Source organism: Tenacibaculum litoreum, assembly GCF_964513915.1.
GTDB classification, from domain to species: domain Bacteria; phylum Bacteroidota; class Bacteroidia; order Flavobacteriales; family Flavobacteriaceae; genus Polaribacter; species Polaribacter litoreum.
Genome location: NZ_CAZEQS010000003.1, coordinates 662,826 through 687,500, shown reverse-complemented (window position 1 = coordinate 687,500; position 24,675 = coordinate 662,826). Strand labels below are relative to the sequence as shown.

At 34.7% G+C, this 24,675-nt stretch carries 18 protein-coding genes, 2 rRNA genes and 1 riboswitch (1 of these 21 cut by a window edge); of the genes, 12 read left to right on the top strand and 8 right to left on the bottom strand.

All coding sequences use genetic code 11. The features are described from left to right. Window positions 1-1,917, top strand: a 23S ribosomal RNA gene (locus ACKTTR_RS09280); it begins 955 nt to the left of the window's first position. Window positions 1,918-2,016: 99 nt separating this feature from the next. Beyond that, a 5S ribosomal RNA gene (rrf, locus tag ACKTTR_RS09275) occupies window positions 2,017-2,125 on the top strand. A gap of 478 nt (window positions 2,126-2,603) precedes the next feature. Here the strand turns inward: rrf and dsrP are convergent. The 6 genes from dsrP to ACKTTR_RS09245 are packed head-to-tail and all read right to left on the bottom strand — an operon-like array spanning window position 2,604 to window position 8,862. After that, a complete protein-coding gene (gene dsrP / locus ACKTTR_RS09270; protein ID WP_408027577.1) occupies window positions 2,604-3,821 on the bottom strand; it encodes a sulfate reduction electron transfer complex DsrMKJOP subunit DsrP in 1,218 nt (405 codons plus the stop codon). 10 nt (window positions 3,822-3,831) lie between these two features. Further along, window positions 3,832-4,959 (bottom strand): 4Fe-4S dicluster domain-containing protein, encoded by a 1,128-nt coding sequence (locus ACKTTR_RS09265; protein ID WP_408027576.1) that lies wholly within the window; start codon window positions 4,957-4,959, stop codon window positions 3,832-3,834. Between the two features lie 8 nt (window positions 4,960-4,967). Then, window positions 4,968-5,594: a multiheme c-type cytochrome gene (locus ACKTTR_RS09260; RefSeq protein WP_408027575.1), complete on the bottom strand. Its 627-nt coding sequence runs from the start codon at window positions 5,592-5,594 to the stop codon at window positions 4,968-4,970. Beyond that, a complete protein-coding gene (locus ACKTTR_RS09255) occupies window positions 5,595-6,287 on the bottom strand; it encodes a nitrate reductase cytochrome c-type subunit (protein ID WP_408027574.1) in 693 nt (230 codons plus the stop codon). It lies immediately after the preceding gene. 4 nt (window positions 6,288-6,291) lie between these two features. Next, window positions 6,292-8,577 (bottom strand): molybdopterin-dependent oxidoreductase, encoded by a 2,286-nt coding sequence (locus tag ACKTTR_RS09250; RefSeq protein ID WP_408027573.1) that lies wholly within the window; start codon window positions 8,575-8,577, stop codon window positions 6,292-6,294. 45 nt (window positions 8,578-8,622) lie between these two features. After that, window positions 8,623-8,862: a hypothetical protein gene (locus ACKTTR_RS09245; RefSeq protein WP_408027572.1), complete on the bottom strand. Its 240-nt coding sequence runs from the start codon at window positions 8,860-8,862 to the stop codon at window positions 8,623-8,625. A 272-nt stretch (window positions 8,863-9,134) separates the two neighbouring features. Here ACKTTR_RS09245 and ACKTTR_RS09240 point away from each other — a divergent pair, with 272 nt between their 5' ends. The 4 genes from ACKTTR_RS09240 (at window position 9,135) to ACKTTR_RS09225 (ending at window position 13,428) form a co-directional block, all read left to right on the top strand. After that, the gene (locus ACKTTR_RS09240; RefSeq protein WP_408027571.1) at window positions 9,135-9,473 is read left to right on the top strand and encodes a winged helix-turn-helix domain-containing protein; all 339 of its coding nucleotides are present in this window, start codon (window positions 9,135-9,137) and stop codon (window positions 9,471-9,473) included. A gap of 96 nt (window positions 9,474-9,569) precedes the next feature. Beyond that, complete coding sequence (gene nadA / locus ACKTTR_RS09235) at window positions 9,570-10,496, top strand: quinolinate synthase NadA (RefSeq protein ID WP_408027570.1); 927 nt, start codon at window positions 9,570-9,572, stop codon at window positions 10,494-10,496. Beyond that, window positions 10,497-12,074, top strand: a complete 1,578-nt coding sequence (gene nadB / locus ACKTTR_RS09230; RefSeq protein WP_408027569.1) for an L-aspartate oxidase — start codon at window positions 10,497-10,499, stop codon at window positions 12,072-12,074. Between the two features lie 70 nt (window positions 12,075-12,144). Further along, the gene (locus tag ACKTTR_RS09225) at window positions 12,145-13,428 is read left to right on the top strand and encodes an acetyl-CoA hydrolase/transferase family protein (RefSeq protein ID WP_408027568.1); all 1,284 of its coding nucleotides are present in this window, start codon (window positions 12,145-12,147) and stop codon (window positions 13,426-13,428) included. Window positions 13,429-13,470: 42 nt separating this feature from the next. Here the strand turns inward: ACKTTR_RS09225 and ric are convergent, their stop codons facing one another. Both ric and ACKTTR_RS09215 read right to left on the bottom strand, forming a co-directional pair. Then, a complete protein-coding gene (gene ric / locus ACKTTR_RS09220; protein WP_408027567.1) occupies window positions 13,471-14,190 on the bottom strand; it encodes an iron-sulfur cluster repair di-iron protein in 720 nt (239 codons plus the stop codon). A 5-nt stretch (window positions 14,191-14,195) separates the two neighbouring features. Beyond that, window positions 14,196-15,431 (bottom strand): alginate export family protein, encoded by a 1,236-nt coding sequence (locus ACKTTR_RS09215; RefSeq protein ID WP_408027566.1) that lies wholly within the window; start codon window positions 15,429-15,431, stop codon window positions 14,196-14,198. Window positions 15,432-15,646: 215 nt separating this feature from the next. On the opposite strand from ACKTTR_RS09215, the gene msrB reads away from it, so the two are divergent. The 6 genes from msrB to ACKTTR_RS09185 all read left to right on the top strand — a co-directional run bounded on the left by msrB (window position 15,647) and on the right by ACKTTR_RS09185 (window position 24,675). After that, a complete protein-coding gene (gene msrB, locus ACKTTR_RS09210; RefSeq protein ID WP_408028001.1) occupies window positions 15,647-16,093 on the top strand; it encodes a peptide-methionine (R)-S-oxide reductase MsrB in 447 nt (148 codons plus the stop codon). Window positions 16,094-16,106: 13 nt separating this feature from the next. Beyond that, the gene (msrA, locus tag ACKTTR_RS09205; protein ID WP_408027565.1) at window positions 16,107-16,649 is read left to right on the top strand and encodes a peptide-methionine (S)-S-oxide reductase MsrA; all 543 of its coding nucleotides are present in this window, start codon (window positions 16,107-16,109) and stop codon (window positions 16,647-16,649) included. A gap of 8 nt (window positions 16,650-16,657) precedes the next feature. Next, window positions 16,658-18,223 carry a protein adenylyltransferase SelO gene (locus ACKTTR_RS09200; RefSeq protein WP_408027564.1) on the top strand — a complete coding sequence of 522 codons (1,566 nt, stop codon included), beginning with the start codon at window positions 16,658-16,660 and terminating at the stop codon, window positions 18,221-18,223. Between the two features lie 184 nt (window positions 18,224-18,407). Continuing rightward, window positions 18,408-18,521, top strand: a riboswitch (SAM riboswitch). Window positions 18,522-18,652: 131 nt separating this feature from the next. Then, a complete protein-coding gene (locus ACKTTR_RS09195) occupies window positions 18,653-19,945 on the top strand; it encodes an O-acetylhomoserine aminocarboxypropyltransferase/cysteine synthase family protein (RefSeq protein WP_408027563.1) in 1,293 nt (430 codons plus the stop codon). 56 nt (window positions 19,946-20,001) lie between these two features. Beyond that, a complete protein-coding gene (gene thrA, locus ACKTTR_RS09190) occupies window positions 20,002-23,400 on the top strand; it encodes a bifunctional aspartate kinase/homoserine dehydrogenase I (protein ID WP_408027562.1) in 3,399 nt (1,132 codons plus the stop codon). A gap of 108 nt (window positions 23,401-23,508) precedes the next feature. Beyond that, window positions 23,509-24,675 (top strand): O-succinylhomoserine sulfhydrylase, encoded by a 1,167-nt coding sequence (locus tag ACKTTR_RS09185; protein WP_408027561.1) that lies wholly within the window; start codon window positions 23,509-23,511, stop codon window positions 24,673-24,675.

The window sequence follows — 24,675 nt, the reverse complement described above, 5'->3', positions numbered from 1 at the left end:
AATGTTTCTCAGCAGTGAGGGCATGGGTGCTAAGGTCCATGTCCGAGAGGGAAAGAACCCAGACCATCAGCTAAGGTCCCCAAATATATGTTAAGTTGAAAAAACGAGGTTTGACTGCCCAGACAGCTAGGATGTTGGCTTGGAAGCAGCCATTCATTTAAAGAGTGCGTAACAGCTCACTAGTCGAGCGGTCGAGCATGGATAATAATCGGGCATAAACATATTACCGAAGCTATGGACTTATTAAAGTGGTAGGGGAGCATTCTATATGTGCTGAAGGTGTGCTGTGAGGCATGCTGGAACGTATAGAAAAGAAAATGTAGGCATAAGTAACGATAAAGGGGGCGAGAAACCCCCTCACCGAAAGACTAAGGTTTCCTCAGCGATGCTAATCAGCTGAGGGTTAGTCGGGACCTAAGGCGAATCCGAAGGGAGTAGTCGATGGACAACAGGTTAATATTCCTGTACTTCTTATAATTGCGATGGGGTGACGGAGTAGTGAAAGCACCGCGAACTGACGGAATAGTTCGTTGAAACATTTAGGTATTAGACTGGTAGGCAAATCCGCCGGTTTAGCTGAAGTGTGATAGTACCACAAGTCTTCGGATGCGTGGATAGTGTGCCTAAAAACTTCCAAGAAAAACCTCTAAGCTTCAGATTATAAGAACCCGTACCGTAAACCGACACAGGTAGTTGGGATGAGAATTCTAAGGTGCTCGAGAGATTCATGGCTAAGGAACTAGGCAAAATAGACTCGTAACTTCGGGAGAAGAGTCGCCCTACTCCGGTAGGGCCGCAGTGAAAAGATCCAGGCGACTGTTTATCAAAAACACAGGGCTTTGCTAAATTGAAAGATGATGTATAAGGCCTGACACCTGCCCGGTGCTGGAAGGTTAAGTGGAGTTGTTAGCTTCGGCGAAGCAATCAAATGAAGCCCCAGTAAACGGCGGCCGTAACTATAACGGTCCTAAGGTAGCGAAATTCCTTGTCGGGTAAGTTCCGACCTGCACGAATGGTGCAACGATCTGGATACTGTCTCAGCCATGAGCTCGGTGAAATTGTAGTATCGGTGAAGATGCCGATTACCCGCAGCGGGACGAAAAGACCCCGTGAACCTTTACTATAGCTTCGTATTGACTTTGGATAAGTAATGTGTAGGATAGGTGGGAGACTTTGAAGCAGCGTCGCTAGGCGTTGTGGAGTCATCCTTGAAATACCACCCTTTGCTTATCTAGAGCCTAACTCAGCAATGAGAACAGTGCGTGGTGGGTAGTTTGACTGGGGTGGTCGCCTCCAAAAGAGTAACGGAGGCTTCTAAAGGTTCCCTCAGCACGCTTGGTAACCGTGCGTAGAGTGCAATGGCATAAGGGAGCTTGACTGAGAGACATACAGGTCGATCAGGTACGAAAGTAGAGCATAGTGATCCGGTGGTTCCGCATGGAAGGGCCATCGCTCAAAGGATAAAAGGTACTCCGGGGATAACAGGCTGATCTCCCCCAAGAGCTCACATCGACGGGGGGGTTTGGCACCTCGATGTCGGCTCGTCACATCCTGGGGCTGGAGAAGGTCCCAAGGGTTGGGCTGTTCGCCCATTAAAGTGGCACGCGAGCTGGGTTCAGAACGTCGTGAGACAGTTCGGTCTCTATCTGCTGTGGGCGTTAGAAATTTGAGTGGATCTGACTTTAGTACGAGAGGACCGAGTTGGACTGACCTCTAGTGTATCTGTTGTCTCGCCAGGGGCACTGCAGAGTAGCTACGTCGGGAAGGGATAAGCGCTGAAAGCATATAAGCGCGAAACCCACCACAAGATGAGATTTCTTTAAAGGGTCGTGGAAGATCACCACGTTGATAGGCTATAAGTGTAAGTGCAGTAATGTATGTAGCTGAGTAGTACTAATAACCCATAGGCTTATGTACGTATCCCGGTCCTAGTGGCCGGGAGCAAACTCTTTGATAATTTATGATATGATTTTACTAATATGTTAACTTATACAGTTGAAATATACTGAAACGATTTAAGGTGATTATCGCAATGGGGCTCACCTCTTACCATTCCGAACAGAGAAGTTAAGCCCATTAGCGCCGATGGTACTGCCACTGGTGGGAGAGTAGGTCGTTGCCTTTCTTTTAAACCTCAATCTTTTATTAGATTGAGGTTTTTTTTATACCTAATTTTTTAACCTCCTAAATTCTTACAGAGGAGGTAGATTATATTCTATAAAGCCTTAAGAAAGTAAATAAAAGAGGAATAAACTATTTTAAAACTCTTTATAGGGTAACATGATTTATATCTTTTAATAGTTGTTGTATGAGTCTTAAATAACTAAATAATTTAAGAAGTTTTAGGGTAAAGAAGATTTGTACATTGAATGAAAGAAGTAAATAAAAGAGGTGTTATCGATTTATAATCTAAAATATTATTATAAAGCTAGTTTTAATAGGAGGAGAAGAAATCTTATTAGCATTTTATATATTTTGTTTTAAAACTTTTATATACCTAGTAATCTTATTTAAAGGTAGATTTATTGATGGCATATATAACTGTAAATAAAAAAGACTAGCATACTTTATGCTAGTCTTTTTCTATTATATCTGAAATGATTTTATTTTTTATATTTCAATTTACCTGTTTCGATACCAATAGCTGTTTTAGCTAAAATGGTGAAAATAAGCGCTCCTAAAGCCCAAATACCTAAAGTAACTCCTATTTCTATACCTGTAGGGGTATATTCAGCAATTTTACCATAAGGACCAGGTATAAAACCAGGAACTATTAACCCGAAGCCTTTTTCAATCCATATTGCTATAAATAATATGAAACAAGCAAAGTATAAAACTTTTAAGTTGTTACGAAGCTTATGGAATGTTAAAATAACTGTTGCTAAAACATTTAGAGATATAGCAGTCCATATCCAAGGTAATAAAGCTGTTTTTCCGTCTAAACCGAAGAATAAATAATAAGCACTCTCACTATGGTGTGTTGGAGCGTAAAATTCCTTAAACAATTCAGAGACTAGCATTATAATATTTATTTGAGCGGCGACAGTAACTACCATTGCTATTTTCTTAATAGTCTTATCTTCAATTTTAAATGCTGTAAAGGTTCTAATGATTGCTAAAACTAAAATAATTAAAGCTGGACCAGCTGCGAATGCAGAGGCTAAAAACCGAGGTCCCAATAAAGCATTGTTCCAAAAAGGACGTGCTTGTAAACCTTGATAAAGAAATGCTGTAACTAAGTGAATACCTACCGCCCAAAAAACAGACAATATAGCTCCTGGTACATACACACTAGCCTTTGCTTCTTTTCCTTGATAATGTCTGAATAAGATATAAAACGGAATGGTGATGTTTAGAAACAAGTATCCGTTTAATACAATTACATCCCAGGTAAGCATAGAATTAGGAAAGTTAAAAACACCAAAACCGGGAATCATGTGCCATAATACAGAGGGCCCTCCCATATCGGCAACAACAAAAGCTAAACACATAATCAGTGCTGCAACTGCTAAACCTTCACCAATTAAAACGGCTTGTTTAAAGTCAATATCTTTTAATACATAGGTAGGCATTACTAACATAACGGCAGCGGCTGCAACTCCCACTAAAAAGGTGAAGTTAGATATATATAATCCCCAGCTTACTCTATCCGTCATTCCTGTAACGCTTAATCCATGTTCTAACTGAATTGAATAGCAGTACATTCCTATGAGGATGACTAGGGTTAAAAAAGCCATCCAAAGGTGATATTTTTTTGAACCTTTAGTAATAATATCTAAACTGTCTTTAACTAAACTTGTAAAAACTTTAAGTCTTCTCATTGTATATTTTTTAATCCATGAAGTACCAAAACTTTGGTTCGGTGCCTAAATCTTCTTTTAATCTGAATACTTTTTTGTTTTCTAATACCCATCGAATGGTACTATTAGGGTCGAGCAAGTTTCCGAAAATACGAGCTCCAGTAGGGCAAGCTTCCACACATGCAGGGTTTTTACCTGCTCTAGAGCGTTGAACACAAAAAGTACACTTTTCCATGACTCCCTTTTTTCGCATTCGATTTCCTAAATAATGTTGATTATGGTTAATTTCCTCTTCAGGTACTTCTGGTTTACTCCAGTTGAATCGACGACCATCGTAAGGGCATGCAGCCATACAATAACGACAACCTACACACCAATCGTAGTCAACAACTACTAATCCGTCTTTTTCTCGCCAAGTAGCTTGTACAGGACAAACTTCTACGCAGGGAGGGTTATCGCAATGAAAGCATTGGGTTCCCATATAAAAATGTCCTTCCGCAGGTACTTCGTGATAATAATTATCATCAGCCTCATTAAAATTAAACCCTTTACCATCTTTCATCTCATGAATTCGAATGTACTGCATTTGTGAATTTCTGTCTTGGTTGTTTTCTTCAACACAGGCACTCACGCAATCCATATATCCCTGACACTTTGAGATATTAAAAGCATAACCAAACAATACATCTTCTTCAGCATTTTTCGAAGACATATTAATTGTTTTTCCTGTACGCAACTGATAGGAACGAACCAATCTATTTACAGTAGCTTCTTTTTCCTCATCCGTCATTAATTTGTAGTTTCCTTTAAATTGTTCTTCCCAGTCTATCTGCGCTTTTTCTTTAGATTCGTCACTAGAAGTAATACTGGTACAAGAAGACATTGCTCCAGCTCCAATTAATAAACTAGCGGTTAGTTTTTTAAATGCAGATCTACGATCCATTTTTACATCAAAGACTTGATCGAAACCGTCTTTGTGTCTTTCTTCTCCTATTGAAGCATTTACTGCTTTTTCAAAAAAAGCTTTTTCACTTAACTCATCGTTTGTAGCATGTGAATTGCATCCTTCGGATGTTTTTCCACAACCACAAGAACTATTTTGCTGTTTATGCCTACTATTTAGGTTTAGCGTAAACCATTTTTTGTTATTGTTGCTCATGCCTAAATTTATTTACGTTCTTTTATTTTTTGAGTATTAAATCGTGCGGGCCATTTGGTATCGAAACTAGGAGAATGTGGATTATGACAGTTAACACAGGTCATAGAAGCTCTAGGAGACACCCAACTTTCAATTCGCTTTCCATGCGCACCACCTGTCCAATCTTTGTATTGTTTTTGATGACATTGGCTGCATAGCTTGTAACTCGTATTTAAATCTATTGAATGCCCTGTTATGCTTTTTAAATTATCCATATTATTACCATCATGACAGGTAATACAGTTCATGGTATTTAATGAAGCATGTTCTAATTTAACATTCCAATGAGCCTTTTTGATATCTTTAGTTTGCATTTTAGCTAAAGGTTGTGTGTGGCACTCAGTACATTTGTACGATTTGATTTTATCTTTTCTAGTAGGAATTAAAAATGTGATTTCATTTTCTGTCACTTCCATCATTTCCATTCCTTCTAAATACTTTTTAGAAGAGATAGAAACACCTTTATAGTTTTTACTTTCAGCTTCTATTTTATCTGTAATACTATGGTATTCATGTTCTTTATGTTTACAAGAAACAGTTATAATCACGAACAAAACAGCATAACAAACTAACTTTATATACGTATGATTTCTCATTTAGTTTTCAATTTTTCTGATAAAATTACCAATATCTTCAGTTACTTTATTATTAGGAACATGGCATTGTCTACAATTTACTCTTTCAGGATGTGTAACTCTAATCTCTTTAGGAGCACTTGGTCCTGCATGACAAGCCAAACAGTTTTCTCTTAGTTGTAATTGATGCGGAATTACAGGAGGACTTCCTGCTAAAGCATTATTTGTACCCACTACAGGAATAGTTCCTCTTTTAAAGTTTGTTTCCTTAAACAGTGATTGTGTTTTTTGAGGAACATGACACTGACGACAGTTAATTTTTTCTGGATGAGGAGTAACAGGCGTATATGCTTTGAACTTTTCTACATACCCACCATTTTCATGACACTTCAAACAATTATTTTCTCCCATGCTACGTTCGCCACTACTTACTTCATGAGGTATACTAGGAGGTGCTCCATGAAAAGCTCTATTATCATAATAGTTCTTCATAGTTCGTTGATGTATTTCGTCAACTGGCATTTTCGTATAATCTAAAGCATATTTTGATCTTTCAAAAACTCCAGCTTCAGAAGGAATTATAGGTGTTGGTTGGTTGTTTTCAATGGGTATATAAGCCTCTTCTTGACCTTGATAATAACTATAATTCCACACAGTAATAAAGGCGATGAATAGAATAATAAAAAGCGATATGATACCTAAACGTTTTTTCATAATATTAAGCTTTTTCTACGTTAACGGCACATTTTTTATAATCTGGCTCTTTTGATATTGGACAAAAAGAATCTAGTGTTATTTCGTTAATTAACATGTTTTCATCAAAGAAAGGAACAAACACTTGCATAGGTGCAGGTACACCGCGCTCATTAACAGAAGCTGGTAACTTTATTTGTCCACGACGAGTGGTTAGCTTTACCATATCTCCTGTTTTAATTTGCATCCGCTTAGCATCGTCTGGATTTAATTCAACATATGAATGTGGCATTGCTCTATGTAATACAGGAATACGTCTTGTCATAGAACCTGTATGCCAATGTTCAACAACACGACCTGTGTTTAACCAGTATGGATATTCAGCATCTGGTTCCTCAGCAGCGGGTTCGTAAGGACGTTGCCAAATGACCGCTTTACCATCTGGTTTTCCGTAAAAATGAAAATCTTCTCCATTGCTACAAGCAGGGTCATATTTAGCATTGAAACGCCATTTAGTCGGTTTTCCTTCAACATAAGGCCATTGCATTCCTGGGTTTTCTCTTAAAACTTCTAAAGGAGCCATGTTATGCTTTTTATTATCGTGGTGTTTACGATATTCAGCATAAATTTCTTCGATATGAGAATCTTCTTTATAATAGAATTGTTTTTCGTATCCTAACCTTTTTGCAACCTCCACTAATTGCCAAGTATCACTCATGGCTTCTCCTGGAGGTTGTACCATTTGCTCAAAGTATTGTGTTCTACGTTCAGAATTACCATACATACCTTCACGTTCTACCCACATGGCAGATGGTAAAATTACATCGGCAATATCTGTGGTTGGTGTAGGGTATATGTCAGATACCACAATGAAGCGACCTTCTTTTTCAGCACCATCTCTATAACGTTTTAACTTAGGCATGGTAACCATTGGGTTGGTTACCTGAATCCACATGAAACGAATATCTCCTCTGTCCAGGGCTCTAAACATTTCTACAGTATGATAGGTTGGTTTTGGGTCAATATTTTCTACTGGAACGTCCCAAATTTTAGCGGCAAATTCACGGTGTTTTTTGTTCATTACCACACCATGAGGCAGTTTATGGGTTAAGGTTCCAACTTCTCTAACAGTACCACAAGCAGATGGTTGTCCTGTTAATGAAAAAGGACTATTACCTGGAGTAGAAATTTTTCCTGTGAGTAAATGAATATTATAAATTAAGTTATTCATCCAAGTACCTCTACTGTGTTGGTTAGGTCCCATACACCAAAGCGACATTACCTTTTTGTTAGGATCACCGTAATAGGCAGCCATATATTTAATGTCTTTAGCAGATACTCCTGATATTTTCTCTACTTTTTCGGGAGTATAGTCTTCTAAAAACTTTTTGTATTCTTTAAAACTAATTTTTTCTGGTTTGTCTTTGAACTTATAGTTATCCTCTAAACCATAGCCCATATTAGTTAAGCCCTTATTAAAATTACAGTGCTTTTCAACGAAAGATGTATTTACCCAACCATTGTTTATAATTTCATAACAAATAGCGTTGGCAACTGCTAAATCAGTTTGAGGTAAAAACAGAATAGATTTATCTGCCGCCATACTGGTACGAGTTGTACGAGTTGCAAAGTCGATAATTTTTACACCTCTTTTTAAACGTTGATCTAGTAATCTTGAAAATAATACAGGATGCATTTCTGCCATATTATTTCCCCATAAAACAAAAACATCAGCATGATCAATATCTTCATAGCACCCCATTGGTTCATCAATTCCGAAAGAAGTTAAAAAACCAGTAACAGCACTCGCCATACATAAACGTGCATTGGCCTCAACATTATTAGTTCCTATACATCCTTTGAAAAGTTTTGAAGCTACATATCCGTCAGGAATGGTCCACTGACCTGAACCATAAATAGATACAGCATCTTTACCATAATCTTTAATGGTTTCTTTCATTTTTGAAGCAATTAAATCTAAAGCTTCTTTCATTGAGGTTTCTACATATCTACCATTCTTTTTAACTAGAGGTTTTGTCAAACGGTCTTTACCGTACATTGCCATTACTGAATGGTATCCCTTTACACAGCATAGACCTTTATTAACTGGAGATTTAGGATCACCTTTTACAGCAACAGCTTTACCGTTTTCAACACCTACCATTACGCCACACCCTACACCACAAAATCGGCAAGGTGCTTTTTTCCAATCTAAATTTCCTCCTTTAGGTAATTGTTCTTCTTGTTCGCCAGCAAACATAATTCCTGGAAACATAGTAGCTGCAGCTGTCATGGCAGATAATACTGCCATCTTTTTTATAAAACTTCGTCTGTTTGTTGTTGAAGTGTACATGGGCTAATTCTTTATGGGTGTATTAAATCCTGATACCATTGCTAATAATTTTAAACTGCTAATGGTTTCTAATTTTTGTTTTAAAATCTCTTCTTCTGCTTTGGTTTCTGTTTCGGTAACTACTACTAAAACATCTTTATTTTCAGCAGGTATTACTTCACATTCATTTAATGATGATAAAGCTTTGATAAGTTCTTCTTTTTTGCCATCGTGTGGATGGGCTAAATAACTTTTTATAGGCATAAAATAGTTGTTAATTTCCTTAACAAATTAATAAATATATGGATACGGAAAAAATGATATTTATCATAACTTGTAGTTTTTCAATACGTTATATTTTTAAAGTAATAACGAATAGCGCTGAAAGTGAAGTGATTAAAGACTTTGATGTCTTTTTTTTAAATAATGAAAGAACGTAATTTATAATTATTTTAAATAACTTATTGTTTATGATTAGCCTCATAACCTGTAAGTGAGTTAGCTTTTAATTTTGCAATCTAGTTGAAGTGAAATTTATGGTGTATAAAATTAAAAGTAGGATATGGATAGAAGTAGATAATACTACTTTTTTGGGTGAAGGAAGAGTTAGATTATTGAAATCTATCAAAGAAACAAAATCATTATCAAAATCGGCAAGAGAACTAGGTATATCTTATAAGAAAGCATGGAACTTAATTGATTCTGTTAATAAAAAAGCAGATAAACCTGTGGTCGTAAGAATATCTGGAGGTTCAGGAGGAGGTGGTACAACATTAACAGAACACGGTTTTGAACTTATTGAAATGTATGACACGATCAACACTAACTGCTGGAAGTATTTAGACAAACAGCTAAAGAAATACTCATTGGATTGATTATAAGTAAGAATACCTAGTGTTGGAAAGCATGATTAATATCATGTTTTAAATTTTACTGACCTACTACTTTCGCATCAAGAATTATTAATACATATGACATTAAAAGAAAAGATTACGCGTTTAAAGGCGAAAAAAAATGCAGTTATACTAGCTCATTATTATCAAGAAACAGCAATACAAGATGTAGCAGATTATGTAGGTGATAGTTTAGGGTTGTCGCAAAAAGCAGCTGAAACAGATGCAGACTTAATTGTATTTGCAGGAGTACACTTTATGGCAGAAACAGCTAAGATTTTGAATCCAACAAAAACTGTTGTTTTACCTGATTTAAATGCTGGTTGTTCTTTGGCAGAATCATGTCCACCTAGAGAGTTTGAAAAGTTTATAAAAAAACATCCGAATCATAAAGTAGTGACTTATGTAAATTGTAGTGCAGAAGTTAAAGCATTAACAGATATTGTATGTACTTCTTCAAATGCATTAAAAATAGTAGCATCTATACCTAAAGAAACTCCAATTATTTTTGCTCCTGATAGAAATCTAGGAAAGTATATTATCAAACAAACAGGAAGAGATATGTTACTGTGGGATGGAAGCTGTGTGGTACATGAAGCTTTTTCTATAGATAAGCTAATAGAATTACATAAAAAATATCCTGATTATAAAATAATAGCACATCCTGAATCTGAAGAACATATTTTAAAAACAGCAACGTATATTGGTTCTACTGCTGGAATGATTAAGTATGTAAAAGAACATTCCGATCAAAAGTTTATCGTAGCAACAGAAGCAGGAATTTTACATAAAATGCAGCAAGAAGTTCCAAACACAGAATTAATTCCTGCTCCAGCTAAAGAAGACAATACGTGTGCGTGTAGTGAATGTGCTTACATGAAAGTGAATACCATGCAAAAGTTATACGATTGTTTGTTAAATGAAAGCCCCAAAATTGAGGTGCCAAAAAATATTAGAGAAAAGGCATTAGTACCAATTCAACGTATGTTAGAACTTTCAAAATAAATGATAACAACCGATTATTTAGTGATAGGGTCTGGTGTGGCAGGACTTACTTTTGCGGTTAAGATGGGAGAAAAATTTCCTAATAAAACAGTAACCATCATAACTAAGGGAGATGAAGATGAATCAAATACCAAGTATGCACAAGGAGGTGTTGCAGTTGTTTTAAATAAAGAAGAAGATTCATTTCAAAAACATATTCAAGATACACTAATAGCTGGTGATGGTTTGTGTGATGAAGCTATTGTTAAAATGGTTGTTAATGAAGGACCGAAACGGTTTAATGAACTGATTACTTGGGGAGCTAATTTTGATACAAATACAACAGGTAGTTTTGATTTAGGTAAAGAAGGAGGTCATTCAGAATATCGTGTGGTACACCATAAAGATATTACAGGATATGAAATTGAAAGAGCTTTATTACAACGTATTCACCAATTAAAAAATACAAAACTCTTGCCGCATCATTTTTCTATCGATTTGATTACCGAACACCAGGTAACGTCAATTGAAATGAAGGAAACAAGATGTTATGGTGCTTACGTATTAGATGAGAAAACAGGAACAATTCTTACGGTTAGAGCGAATAATACGATTCTTGCTTCTGGAGGAATAGGAAAAGTGTACGGACATACCACAAACCCTATAATTGCCACTGGAGATGGTATAGCAATGGCATACAGAGCTAAAGCGCTAATAAAAGATATGGAGTTTGTTCAATTTCATCCAACAGTACTATATCATAATAAAGGTGGGGCTTCTTTTTTAATATCAGAAGCAGTTAGAGGTTTTGGAGCCTATTTAAGAGATAAAAAGGGGTATCGCTTTATGCTAGACTATGATACTAGAGCAGAATTGGCATCAAGAGATATCGTTTCTCAATCTATAGACAAAGAGCTGAAGAAATCAGGAGACTCTTGTGTGTTTTTAGATTGTACGCATCTAGATATGATAGCTTTTCAAAAACATTTTCCAACTATTTATGAAAAATGTAAGAGTTTAAGTATTGATGTCGCAAAAGATTGGATACCGGTAGTACCTGCTTCACATTATTTATGTGGAGGTATTGTGGTTGATACATATGGAAAAACAACCGTTCAAAATTTATTTTGTTGTGGAGAAACCTCAAGAACAGGGTTACATGGAGCTAATAGATTAGCTTCTAATTCTTTGTTAGAAGCATTGGTGTATGCTCATAATATTTTTAAATTTTTATCAGAGAATAATTCACCTTACTTACCTGTTGAGATACCAGAATGGAATGATGAGGGAGTGCTGATAAATAAAGAGACTGAAGTAATTGATAACTGCTTAAAAGAGTTACAAGCTTTAATGCGAGATTACGCAGGAATTGTTAGAAGTAATTCACGGTTAATCATAGCAAAAAACAAACTTGAAATACTTTATAATAAAGTAGAGAAGTTATATAAAGAATCTAAAGTAACGACTGCTTTGTGTGAGTTAAGAAATATGATTAATGTAGCATATTTAATTATTAATCAATCCATAGAAAGAAAGGAAAATAGAGGTGGTTTTTTTAATGTTGATAATGCTACTAATCAGGTTTGTAAATTAGTCTAATCTCATGACTTTTATCATTAATTAAACAGTACTTTCTTGTGATTTTTGTATAGATAAAATAATGAGTAAGATGTCAGAAAATTTAAAGATTGTAACTGCTGAAGAAGCAGTAGCTATTGTAAAATCAAATAATAAAATATTTTTCCAAGGAGCTGCAATGACTCCTAATTTATTGATAGATACTTTGTGTGAACGTTATCAAGATTTAACCGATGTGGAGATTATTCAAATTCACACCCATGGTAAAGCTAAGTATTTAGAAGAGCCTTACAGCGAATCGTTCAAACTGATAAGCTGTTTTGTTGGGGATAACGTAAGAAAAGGAGTAAATATGAATAACGGAGACTACATTCCTATTTTTTTAAGTGAAATACATTGGTTATTCCGTCGTAATATTTATCCATTAGATGTAGCATTTATTCAGGTTTCACCACCTGATAAACATGGGTACTGTTCTTTAGGAACTTCAATAGATATTACATTACCAGCTATTCAAACCGCTAAAACAGTAATAGCTCAAGTTAATCCTAACGTTCCAAGAACTCATGGAGATGGTATTATTCATATAAGCAACATCGATTATGCTGTAAAAGTCAACTCACCAATTCATGAATCTATTACAGGAACCCCTTCGGAAATAGAAACGAGAATAGGGGAAAACGTAGCAGGATTGATTGAAGATGGAGCGACTTTACAAATGGGAATTGGAAATATTCCTAATGCTGTGTTACATAACTTAACAAATCATCAACGTTTAGGAATACATACAGAAATGTTTTCAGACGGTGTATTGCCTTTAATAGAAAAAGGCGTGATTACCGGTGAAGAAAAAGAAATAAAAACAGGTAAAATTGTTACTTGTTTTGCTGTTGGTTCTCAAAAGTTGTATGATTTTATAGATGATAATCCGTTAGTGCATTTTAAAGAAGCAGGGTATACGAACGACACATCTATTATCAAACTCAATCCAAAAGTAACTGCCATAAATAGCGCTATTGAAATCGACTTAACGGGACAGGTTTGTGCTGATACTATCGGGAAATATCAATATTCAGGAGTAGGAGGGCAAATGGATTTTATTAGAGGAGCATCTTTATCAAAAGGAGGAAAAGCTATTATTGCAATGCCTTCGATAACAGCTAAAGGAGTTTCTAAAATTACTCCGTTTTTAAAAGAAGGAGCAGGGGTTACAACTACAAGAGCACATGTACATTACGTAGCAACCGAGTATGGAGTAGTTAATTTGTTTGGAAAAAGTTTGAAAGAACGAGCAAAAGCCTTAATCTCTATTGCACATCCTAATTTTAGAGAAGAACTAGAACGAGAAGCCTTTAATAGATTTATCAAGTTATAAAATAAAAAAGGAGTAGTTAATTAACTACTCCTTTTTTATTGATTAGGATATTTTCTTTTCTAGAATAATTGCTTTTGGATGCAAAATATTATTTTCGAGATGAATGTGTTTATGTAAATCTTGTTCAAACTCCTCTAACTTAGCATACAAAGCTCTAAAAGTATTGCAGGCTCCTTCTGGAGGAGTATAATTATTAGATAATCTTGATATTTCCTTAAAAATATTCCCAGCACTTTCATGTTCATGCTCCATCATTCGTATAGGGTTGTTTACAGTTCCAAAAGGAGGTGTTGTATTTTTTATTCCTTCTTTTTCTGCCTGTACTAATTGTTTTATGAAAGGAAATAGTACCTGTTCTTCTTTTTGCATATGTGATATAAGCTCATTAGCAACTTCATGAAATAACTGGTTTATTTCTACGACTTCAGCATAATAGTGTCCATGTACTTTAGCAACTTTATTAGCATACTGAGAAATGATAGGTAGGCTTTCTCTTACATAGGTATGATGTACATTTTCAATATAAATCATTAAAAAATCCAATTCCCATTTGTCATAATCTTCAATAACATCTTTAACCACATCCACTTCAGCCAATTCTTTTTCAAGAGTTGCTTGATCTACGTTGTTTTTAGCACAAGCTTTTTCAATTGTTATACCACCTCCACAGCAAAAGTCAATTCCGTATTTTTTAAATACATGCGCTGTTTTTATGTTTTCAGTTACATAATCAGCTACTGTTTTGTTATTTGATATTACCATGATTTTTATTTTTTAGATGTAAATAAAGTAGGCTTTATAGTTACCATAACCCATGCCCAATTATTTGTGTTGTTATCTGCATTACCTTTTAAAATTTCCATTCCTTCAGAAGGAAATAAATGAGAGTACCCAGCTTTAAAACTGATGTCTTTTGTAAACTTATATCCGTATACAAGATCCACTTCAGTTCCTAATTGATTAGAAACAGTATCATTAATATCTGCCGCAGCTGAAAAATTATGAACAAAAGCTGTTAAACCAGATTTAGAGTTCAATTTAAAATTAGCTTTCGCATATAAATCTAGTAAGCCAACACTGTTTATGTGATTACCCACATAGAAATAATCCATAAAACCGTTGAATTTATGGTTAGTTCCATAGAAAGGAGTAAAAGCATTGTTTTCATCAGCAGGAGTATTGTAGTCATTACCACTTTGTAACTCAACACCTAAACCAACTTTTGTTTTTTCTGAAGCTTTAAACATAGCCTCTAAACCAAGTAAATAAGCACTTAACTCTCTATCCAAAGCATCATTACCGAATTGATAATATAAATTAGCAGTAATATTAAATTTATCCTTTTTGGCAGTTAAATGAGTTCCTACAGTTTGACTGTATGTAAGCCCATTTGGAGATTGCATTCCATTATTTAAAAATAAGAAACTACCAGAAAAGTCATTCCAATCTTTATGCAACCACGCATATTGCATTGCTTTATACGTATTAGGGGTAGTTAAGTTTGTTCCTGTTAGGTTTTCTTTTGATTGATTAAAAGCCAAACCAATATCAAATTTAAAATCATCTTTTTGATATTTAAGCATAGCCATATCGTGACTACGAGCTTGTTGAGCCCAATCTACATTACCAAAAATCCTGCTATCATCGTATATAACTTCTTGACGCCCTAATTTTACAGAAAAATTAGAATCTAAAAATATTTCTCCCCATGCTTGATGAACACTTAAACCACTGTTGTCAGCATTATTAAGTTGCGGAACATCTCCCCAAACTCTTATATCTTGAAAGCTAACATAAAAGTTTAATTTTTCAGTCTTATAGGAAGTGTTCAATCGGGTTCTTTGCGAAACAAAAAGGGCTGGGTTAGTGTTATTAGGAAATAAAGTTTTAAATCCATGTCTATATTCAGCACGTGGACGAAGTTCAGCATCAATTTTTAATTGTGCAAAAATTGTAGTTGTAGCAAAAAAGAGTAATGCTATTATAATTTTTGATTTTTTCATGATTCATTTAAATTAACATTGTCCCAAATTTCTAGATAAATGCTAGGATAAAACATGATAAAAATCAGTTAGATAAAAAAAGGATGAAAATATCTTTTATAAATAGTAAAAATTAAAATGAGTATAGTTGATAATGAATTGTAGTTTTGTAAGTAAGATAGAAAAGAAACTACTAATAAGTTACATAAAAACGAACGTGTGAGATGAATGACAAAATTTTAACTTGGAAAGATGTAATCAATTTTGCGGTAAATGGTAATCCAACACCCGATAAAAGAGTAGAGAAAACAGCAGAAGAGTGGCAAAAACTTTTAACACCTGAACAATTTAAAGTTACCAGACAGAAAGGAACAGAAAGACCAAATTCAGGAGCATTGTGTAGTGTGTATGATGCTGGAAAATATAAATGTGTATGTTGTGGTACACCTTTGTTCGATTCAACGATTAAATTTAGTTCAGGTACTGGTTGGCCTAGTTTTACACAGCCTATAAAAGAAAATGCTATTCAATATGAAAAGGATACTACCTTTGGTATGGTTCGCGTAGAAGTTATGTGTAATACTTGCGACGCTCATTTAGGACATGTATTCCCTGATGGACCAGAACCTAGTGGACTACGTTATTGCATTAACTCGGCTTCAATGATTTTAGATACTGAATAAAGAAAGGAGAGAAATGACAAAAGATAAATTAGAAGTAATAACTGTTGGTGGCGGTTGCTTTTGGTGTGTAGAAGCTGTTTTAAATCAGATAAAAGGAGTAGAAGAAGTTGTATCAGGTTATATGGGAGGAACCGTACCTGGAACACCAACTTATAGAGAGATTTGTTCAGGTTTAACAGGTCATGCAGAAGTAGTACAAGCAAAATTTAATCCTGAAATAATAAGTTACGAAGAGTTGTTGGTTATGTTCATGACAAGTCACGACCCAACAACTTTAAATAGACAAGGAGCAGATGTAGGAACACAGTATCGTTCTGTTATTTTCTATCATAATGAAGAACAACAAATAATTGCAGAAAAAATAGTTGAAGAGTTAACACCTTACTATGAAAAAACTATTGTAACAGAAATAAGTCCAGCAACTACATTTCATAAAGCTGAAGTTAGTCATCAAAATTTTTATGAAAATAATAAAGATAAAATGTATTGTGTAGTAGTTATTTCGCCTAAATTGGCAAAATTGAAAAAACTGTACGCAAGTAAATTAAAAGAATAATAAAAGTGTTGAAATTCAATATACAAAATACCTTTACAAACGAATTACCGGCAGATCCAATTCAAGAGAATACTAGAAGACAGGTAACAGAAGCTTGTTTTTCGTATGTGGTTCCTAAAAAAACATCTAATCCAAAAATTTTGCATGTTTCAGAAGAAATGGCAAAAGAATTAGGACTTTCAAAAGAAGAAATAGCTTCAGAAGAATTTAAGAATGTTTTTACAGGTAATAAAGTATATCCGAATACACAACCGTATGCAATGTGTTATGGCGGACATCAGTTTGGACATTGGGCAGGACAATTAGGAGATGGTAGAGCCATTAATTTGTTTGAAACAGTTCATAATAATAAAAACTGGGCACTACAATTAAAAGGTGCTGGAGAAACACCGTATTCACGTACTGCAGATGGATTAGCTGTATTACGTTCATCTATTCGTGAGTATTTGTGTAGTGAAGCCATGTATCATTTGGGTGTGCCTACAACAAGAGCTTTGTCATTATCATTGTCGGGAGATGAAGTATTAAGAGATGTAATGTACGATGGAAATCCAGCGTATGAAAAAGGAGCAATTGTATGTAGAACTGCTGAATCTTTTTTACGTTTTGGTAGTTATCAAATATTTCCAGCTAGGGGAGATATAAAAACATTGAAAACACTAGTTGATTATACAATTAAGCATCATTATCCTCATTTAGGTGAACCTTCAAAAGAAACGTATGTTTCCTTTTTTAAAGAGGTGGCAGAGCGTAGTTTAGAAATGGTAATTCATTGGCAACGTGTTGGTTTTGTACATGGAGTAATGAACACCGATAATATGTCGGTTCTTGGTTTAACTATAGATTATGGTCCTTACGGATGGTTAGAAGGTTATGACCATGGGTGGACACCAAATACAACGGATAATACTCATAAACGTTACCGATATGGTTCGCAGCCAGAGGTTGTTTTATGGAATTTATACCAGCTAGCAAATGCTTTATATCCTTTAATTGAAGAAGCAGAACCTTTAGAAGCTGTTTTGGAAAATTATCAAGAAAAATTTCCTGAAAAATATATGCAAATGATGCGAGAAAAATTGGGGCTTTTTTCTTCACAAGAATCAGATGGAACATTAATTTCAGACCTTGAGGAAGTACTTCAAAGAACAGAAACAGATATGACCATTTTTTTCCGATTGTTGTCAAGTATTTCAAAAAATGATACCAAAGAGGAGGCAATCAAAAAAATAGAAAAAGCATTTTATGCGCCTTCAGAAGTTGTAGATGAAATAAAAAAATCTTGGGAAAACTGGTTTCAAAATTATTTGGAAAGATTACAAAACGAAACTGTTTTGGAAGAAGAGAGAAAGGACAAAATGAATGCTGTAAATCCGAAATATGTACTCAGAAACTATATGGCACAATTAGCCATTGATGATGCAAATAAAAATGATTTTGTATTGTTAAATGAGTTATATTTACTGCTCAAAAATCCCTACGATGAACAACCAAAACACGAAAAATGGTTTGTAAAACGACCAGAATGGGCTCGAAATAAAGTAGGATGCTCTATGTTATCTTGTAGTTCTTAAGATAAAAACAAATATAAACCTTTAGTTTAAGTTGATTTATATTATGTGTTGGTTTTTAGTGACTTGATTCTTTGTGTTGAAAATAATTCAAAACTCTTTTTTAAATAAAAATCAAAATAAATTTGGAAAATCCATTTTTATAATTGAATATTTGTGCTCGTAAAAGTTCAAACACTTATTGACGATGTTATCAAGAAAGGTGGAGGGATTAGACCCTATGAAACCTTAGCAACCCTTTGTGCAAACAAAGAAGGTGCTAAATTCTACCAGAGTGTAAAAACTCGTGGATAGATAACCCAAAGAAGTTTCTTTAATATCTACAAGAATCTTCTTATAATTTCTTAATAACATTTTTCTAGTAAGCAACATCTAAAAGTAGATGTGTTTTGGCTTTTGGTTTAATTTTTTATTAACTCAAAAACAAGAAAAATGAGTACACAAAAATTCGCAACAAACGCGTTGCACGCAGGACATGATGTAAAACAAAATGGAGGAACAAGAGCAGTTCCAATTTATCAAACTACGTCGTATGTTTTTAACGATGCAGAACATGCAGCAAATTTATTTTCGTTAAAAGAACTAGGATTTATTTACACCCGATTAAATAATCCCACCAATCAAATTTTGCAAGATCGCTTAGCTGCTTTAGAAGGTGGTATTGGAGCTGTAGTGTTTGCTTCGGGTACAGCAGCAATTTCAACAGGTTTATTAACCTTACTAAAAGCAGGAGATCATATCGTAGCTTCGAGTAGTTTGTACGGAGGAACCTACAATTTGTTAAACGTTACTTTACCAAGACTAGGAATTACGACTACGTTTGTAGATGCATCTAATCCAGATAGTTTTGCAGAAGCTGTACAAGAGAATACTAGAGCTTTCTTTGTAGAATCTTTAGGGAATCCAAAGTTAGATGTATTGGATTTAAAAGCCATATCTGCACATGCTAAAAAAGCAGAAGTGCCTTTTATTGTAGATAATACAGTGGCGACACCAGCATTATTAAACCCGATAGAACATGGAGCTAATATTGTAATTCACTCGTTAACAAAGTACATTGGTGGACAAGGAAATTCATTGGGAGGAGCCATTATTGATGCAGGAACCTTTAACTGGGCAAATGGGAAGTTTCCTGAATTTACAGAGCCTTCAGCAGGATATCACGGATTGGTATACCATGAAGCTTTAGGAGTAGCATCGTATACGTTTAAACTGATTTTAGAAGGATTGCGTGACTTTGGTGGTGCTTTAAGTCCAACAAATGCTTTTAACATTATTCAAGGATTAGAAACCTTAGAAGTACGAATTCAAAAGCATAGTGAAAATGCATTGAAACTAGCAAAGTGGTTGCAAAAGCAAGATGAAGTTGCTTGGGTAAATTATCCAGGTTTAGAAGGAAATACATACAAAACTTTAGCTGATGAATACTTACCAAAAGGTCAAAGCGGATTGGTAACTTTTGGAGTAAAAGGAGGCTATGAAGCAGCTAAAACTATTGCAGACAACACAAAACTCTTTTCATTATTAGCCAATATTGGAGATACCAAATCTTTAATTATTCATCCAGCGAGTACTACACACCAACAATTGAGTGATGAAGCTCAAGAAAGTACGGGGGTAACGAAAGACTTAATTCGTTTATCAGTTGGTTTGGAAAATATTGAAGATTTAAAAACCGATTTACAAGAAGCATTTGCTAAAATTTCTAAAGAAGTACTAGCATAATAAAACAAGCTACCAGTTCTGAATTTACTTCAGGATAACATTAAACAATATCGGTAATGAAAAGTGATTTACAGCATATACATATTCTTAGTTATACCACAATAAGCGGTACACAATTCGATACAATTCCGTTGAGTTACCAAGTTTTCGGAAAAGCATTGGGTACCGCTCCTGTGGTGCTTATTAATCATGCACTTACAGGAAATAGCAATGTTGCAGGAAGCCAAGGTTGGTGGCAAGATTTGGTAGGAGATAACAAGGTTATAGACACTAAAGAATATACCATTTTGTGCTTTAACATTCCTGGAAATGGTTATGATAATTTCTTAATAGATGATTACAAAAGTTTCGTAGCACGTGATATTGCAAACATTTTTCTACAAGGGCTAGAACAACTCAACATAACACAATTATTTGCGTTGATAGGAGGATCTTTAGGTGGTGGAATAGCATGGGAAATGGCTGTGTTGAATCCGAAAATTACCGAGCATTTAATTCCTGTGGCAACCGATTGGAAATCGACCGATTGGTTAATAGCGAATTGTCAAATACAAGAGCAATTTTTAATCAATTCTAGCAATCCTGTACACGATGCACGTATGCACGCAATGTTGTGTTATAGAACACCAGAGTCGTTTAAAAAACGTTTTCAGCGTTCAAAAAATGAAGAATCCACGCTTTTCAATGTAGAAAGCTGGTTGTTACATCATGGAAAAAAGTTACAAGAACGCTACCAATTAGCTTCTTACAAATTGATGAATCAGTTATTAAAAACTATTGATGTAACAAAAGGAAGAGAAGGACTGGATGTATTGGAAACCATCGAAGCAGACATCCATATTGTTGGCGTAGATTCTGATTTGTTTTTTACTGCGGAAGAAAACAGAGAAACACACAAACAACTGGCATCTGCTCATGCGAATGTAACCTATAATGAAATTAATTCAGATCATGGGCATGATGCTTTCTTAATAGAATACAAGCAATTAGAAAAAATTATTGAACCGATATTCAATCAAAAATCAACAAATAAAAGAATGAAAATTTTAAAGTTTGGCGGAAAATCTTTGTCGAATGAAGGGATACAAAATGTAGTATCTATCATAGAACAGAAAATTAATGAAGGAGAAAAGATAGCAGTGGTAGTATCTGCAAGAGGAAATGCTACAGATGAGTTGGAAGATCTTTTAGAAAGGGCTACTAAGAATGAAGCTTTTAAAGAACAATTAGAAGCGTTTCGATATGAACAAACAAAATTAACTCCGTTGGTAGATTTTTCTACAGAATTTAATCGCTTAGAAAAGTTGTTTGAAGGAGTGAGTTTGTTAGGTGACTATAGTCAAAAGATAAAGGATGAAATACTAGCACAAGGAGAGTTATTGTCTATAAAAACGGTGACCGATTTATTACAACAAAAAGGAATCAATGCACTAGCTACGGATTCAAGAGCGTTGTTAAAAACGGATGAAACAGCGGGAAAAGGACAGTCAATAGTTGAGGTATCTAAAGAAAATGTATTAAATCACTTTAGACAATACAACGGAACAACTGTGAATGTGGTAGCTGGATTTATAGCATCGAATTTAAAAAATGAAACTACTACTTTAGGTAGAAACGGAAGTAATTACACAGCCTCGTTGTTAGCGAACTATTTAGATGCTGAAGAGTTGCAAAACTACACGCATGTAGATGGAATCTTCACTGCCAATCCTGATTTGGTAGCAGACGCGAAGAAAATAGAGGAATTGTCATTTTCAGAGGCAAATGAATTGGCAAATTTCGGAGCGAATATCTTACATGCTAAAACCATTATTCCATTATTAGAGAAGAACATCAATCTTCGAATTTTAAATACGTTCAATCCTAATGATAATGGTACGTTGATTACAGCAAAATCAACTTTAAAAGGAATCAAATCCTTATCGGTTTTAGACAAGGTTGCTTTAATCAATTTTGAAGGAAGAGGCTTGTTAGGTAAAGTAGGAGTGGATGCACGTATCTTTAAAGCATTGAGCAATCACGGAATTAGTGTAAGTATCATTTCACAAGGTTCTTCTGAAAGAGGAATTGGTTTGGTGGTTGATAAATCGAATGCTACTGCAGCTGTAAAAGCCTTAGAACAAGAGTTTGAAAATGATATACAAACGAATGATGTCAATCAGATTTCGATTCAAGAAGAAGTATCGGTAATTTCAATTATAGGCCAAGATTTAAGTGAGTTTCATCACCCATACAATGCTTTAATTAAGAACCAAATAGTTCCATTATTGTTTAACAATACCATTACAGGTAAAAACGTGAGCTTGGTAGTGAAGAAAGAGCAACTACACAAGGCGTTGAATGTAATTCATGGTCAAGTATTTGGAGTCGCTAAAAAGATTAATATCGCTGTTTTTGGTAAAGGTTTGGTAGGAGGAACGTTAATAGAGCAGGTTTTAGAAAACACAAAATCAATTTTAGAAAGACGCAAAATTCAATTAAACATTTTTGCGATTGCTAATTCAAAAAAAGTGTTTTTAGAAAAAAATGGAGTTGGAACTAATTGGTCGAATGAGCTTGAAAAAGCAGTAGAAGATAAGCATACAGTTGATAGTGTAATTGACTATGCAAAAGAACATCATTTAGAAAATTTAATAGCAGTAGACAATACAGCTAGCTTAGATTTTATAGAGAATTACATTCCGTTGGTCGATGCTGGGTTTGACTTAGTCTCTTCTAACAAAATAGCCAATACAGTTTCGTATGACTTTTACAAAGAACTGCGCAAAACCTTAGATAAAAATAAGAAGAGTTATTTGTATGAAACTAACGTAGGAGCAGGATTGCCATTGATTGACACGATTAAATTATTACACGATTCAGGAGAGAATATCACAAGAATTAGAGGAGTTTTTTCAGGATCCTTAAGTTATTTGTTTAATAAGTTTTCTGCGGAAGATGTAGCATTTTCAACGGTGTTGCAAGAAGCAATTAACAGTGGGTTTACAGAACCAGATCCTCGTGAAGATTTATGTGGAAATGATGTTGCCAGAAAACTATTGATTTTAGCACGTGAGTTGGATTTAGAAAATGAATTTGAAGATATTCAGATAGAAAACTTGATTCCAGAGGAGTTTAGAGAAATATCTTCTGATGAGTTTTTAGGAAACTTAGAAAAACTAGACACTACATTTCAACAGCAAAAAGAAGCACAAGAAGAGAAACACGTACTAAGATATATTGGTGATTTGCATGGTGATTTACAACAATCGAAAGGAGAATTGGATGTAAAGTTAGTATCTGTACCAGAGAGTTCGCCTTTAGGAAGTTTAAAAGGTTCTGATGCTATTTTTGAAATTTATACAGAATCTTACGGAGAACAACCTATTGTGATTCAAGGAGCAGGAGCAGGATCAAAAGTTACTGCAAGAGGGGTATTTGGAGATATTTTACGATTAGCAAAGAACAATAACTAGAAAAGCGAACAAAGAAAATAGAGCAGAGCAAAAAGATACAAGAACTAAGACTCAAAAATCTTGATTCTTTTATCTAGAACGAAGCGGTCAAACATCTAAAAAAATAACATGAGCAAAAATTTTGAAACACAAGCCATACGAACGCAAACAGAACGTTCACAATTTTCAGAACATTCAACACCATTGTACTTAACATCAAGTTTTGTGTTTGATGATGCTGAAGATATGCGAGCATCTTTTGCGGAAGAAAAGGAGAAGAATTTATACAGTAGATTTTCAAATCCGAATACCACAGAATTTGTCAATAAAATAGTAACAATGGAAGGAGCAGAAGCAGGGTATGCTTTTGCAACAGGTATGGCAGCGGTGTTTTCAACTTTTGGAGCTTTGTTAAATGCGGGAGATCATATAGTTTCATGTCGTTCTGTTTTTGGATCAACTCATAGTTTATTTACGAAGTATCTACCAAAGTGGAATATAAAAACGAGCTACTTTAAAATTACAGAAGTAGATAAAATTGAAAGCCTAATTCAGTCAAATACCAAAATATTATATGCTGAAACACCAACCAACCCAGCAGTTGATATTTTAGATTTAGAGTTGTTAGGAAACATAGCAAAGAAGCATAATTTACTATTGGTGATAGATAATTGTTTTGCTACCCCATATTTACAGAATCCAATTAAATTTGGAGCAGATTTGGTAATTCACTCAGCAACAAAGCTAATAGATGGCCAAGGTCGCGTTTTAGGAGGAGTAGCGGTAGGGAAAGAGGACTTGATAAGAGAAATTTATCTGTTTTCAAGAAACACAGGTCCTGCAATGTCTCCATTTAATGCTTGGGTGTTGTCTAAGAGCTTAGAAACTTTATCAATACGTGTTGAGAAGCATTGCGAGAATGCACTAAAAGTAGCGCAGTTTTTAGAAGAGCATCCAAAAGTGAATTTAGTTAAATATCCATTTTTAAAATCACATCCACAGCATGAAATTGCTAAAAAGCAAATGCGATTAGGAGGAAACATTGTTGCTTTTGAAATAAAAGGAGGTATAGAAGCTGGACGTAATTTTTTAAACAATATAAAAATGTGCTCATTATCAGCAAATTTAGGAGATACTAGAACCATTGTAACACATCCAGCTTCTACAACTCACAGTAAATTAAGTGAAGACGACCGGTTAGAAGTAGGAATTACAGATGGCTTGGTACGATGTTCGGTAGGGTTAGAAAATGTAGCAGATGTAATTCACGATTTAAATCAAGCATTAAATAATTAA

Coding starts and splice junctions, on each gene's coding strand:
- ACKTTR_RS09265 (WP_408027576.1), bottom strand. CDS start 4,959: ATGAGCAACAATAACAAAAAATGGTTTACGCTAAACCTAAATAGTAGG.
- ACKTTR_RS09225 (WP_408027568.1), top strand. CDS start 12,145: ATGTCAGAAAATTTAAAGATTGTAACTGCTGAAGAAGCAGTAGCTATT.
- msrA (WP_408027565.1), top strand. CDS start 16,107: ATGACAAAAGATAAATTAGAAGTAATAACTGTTGGTGGCGGTTGCTTT.
- ACKTTR_RS09195 (WP_408027563.1), top strand. CDS start 18,653: ATGAGTACACAAAAATTCGCAACAAACGCGTTGCACGCAGGACATGAT.
- ACKTTR_RS09245 (WP_408027572.1), bottom strand. CDS start 8,862: ATGCCTATAAAAAGTTATTTAGCCCATCCACACGATGGCAAAAAAGAA.
- ACKTTR_RS09260 (WP_408027575.1), bottom strand. CDS start 5,594: ATGAGAAATCATACGTATATAAAGTTAGTTTGTTATGCTGTTTTGTTC.
- ACKTTR_RS09255 (WP_408027574.1), bottom strand. CDS start 6,287: ATGAAAAAACGTTTAGGTATCATATCGCTTTTTATTATTCTATTCATC.
- ACKTTR_RS09250 (WP_408027573.1), bottom strand. CDS start 8,577: ATGGCAGTATTATCTGCCATGACAGCTGCAGCTACTATGTTTCCAGGA.
- nadA (WP_408027570.1), top strand. CDS start 9,570: ATGACATTAAAAGAAAAGATTACGCGTTTAAAGGCGAAAAAAAATGCA.
- ric (WP_408027567.1), bottom strand. CDS start 14,190: ATGGTAATATCAAATAACAAAACAGTAGCTGATTATGTAACTGAAAAC.
- ACKTTR_RS09185 (WP_408027561.1), top strand. CDS start 23,509: ATGAGCAAAAATTTTGAAACACAAGCCATACGAACGCAAACAGAACGT.
- thrA (WP_408027562.1), top strand. CDS start 20,002: ATGAAAAGTGATTTACAGCATATACATATTCTTAGTTATACCACAATA.
- ACKTTR_RS09215 (WP_408027566.1), bottom strand. CDS start 15,431: ATGAAAAAATCAAAAATTATAATAGCATTACTCTTTTTTGCTACAACT.
- ACKTTR_RS09240 (WP_408027571.1), top strand. CDS start 9,135: ATGGTGTATAAAATTAAAAGTAGGATATGGATAGAAGTAGATAATACT.
- nadB (WP_408027569.1), top strand. CDS start 10,497: ATGATAACAACCGATTATTTAGTGATAGGGTCTGGTGTGGCAGGACTT.
- dsrP (WP_408027577.1), bottom strand. CDS start 3,821: ATGAGAAGACTTAAAGTTTTTACAAGTTTAGTTAAAGACAGTTTAGAT.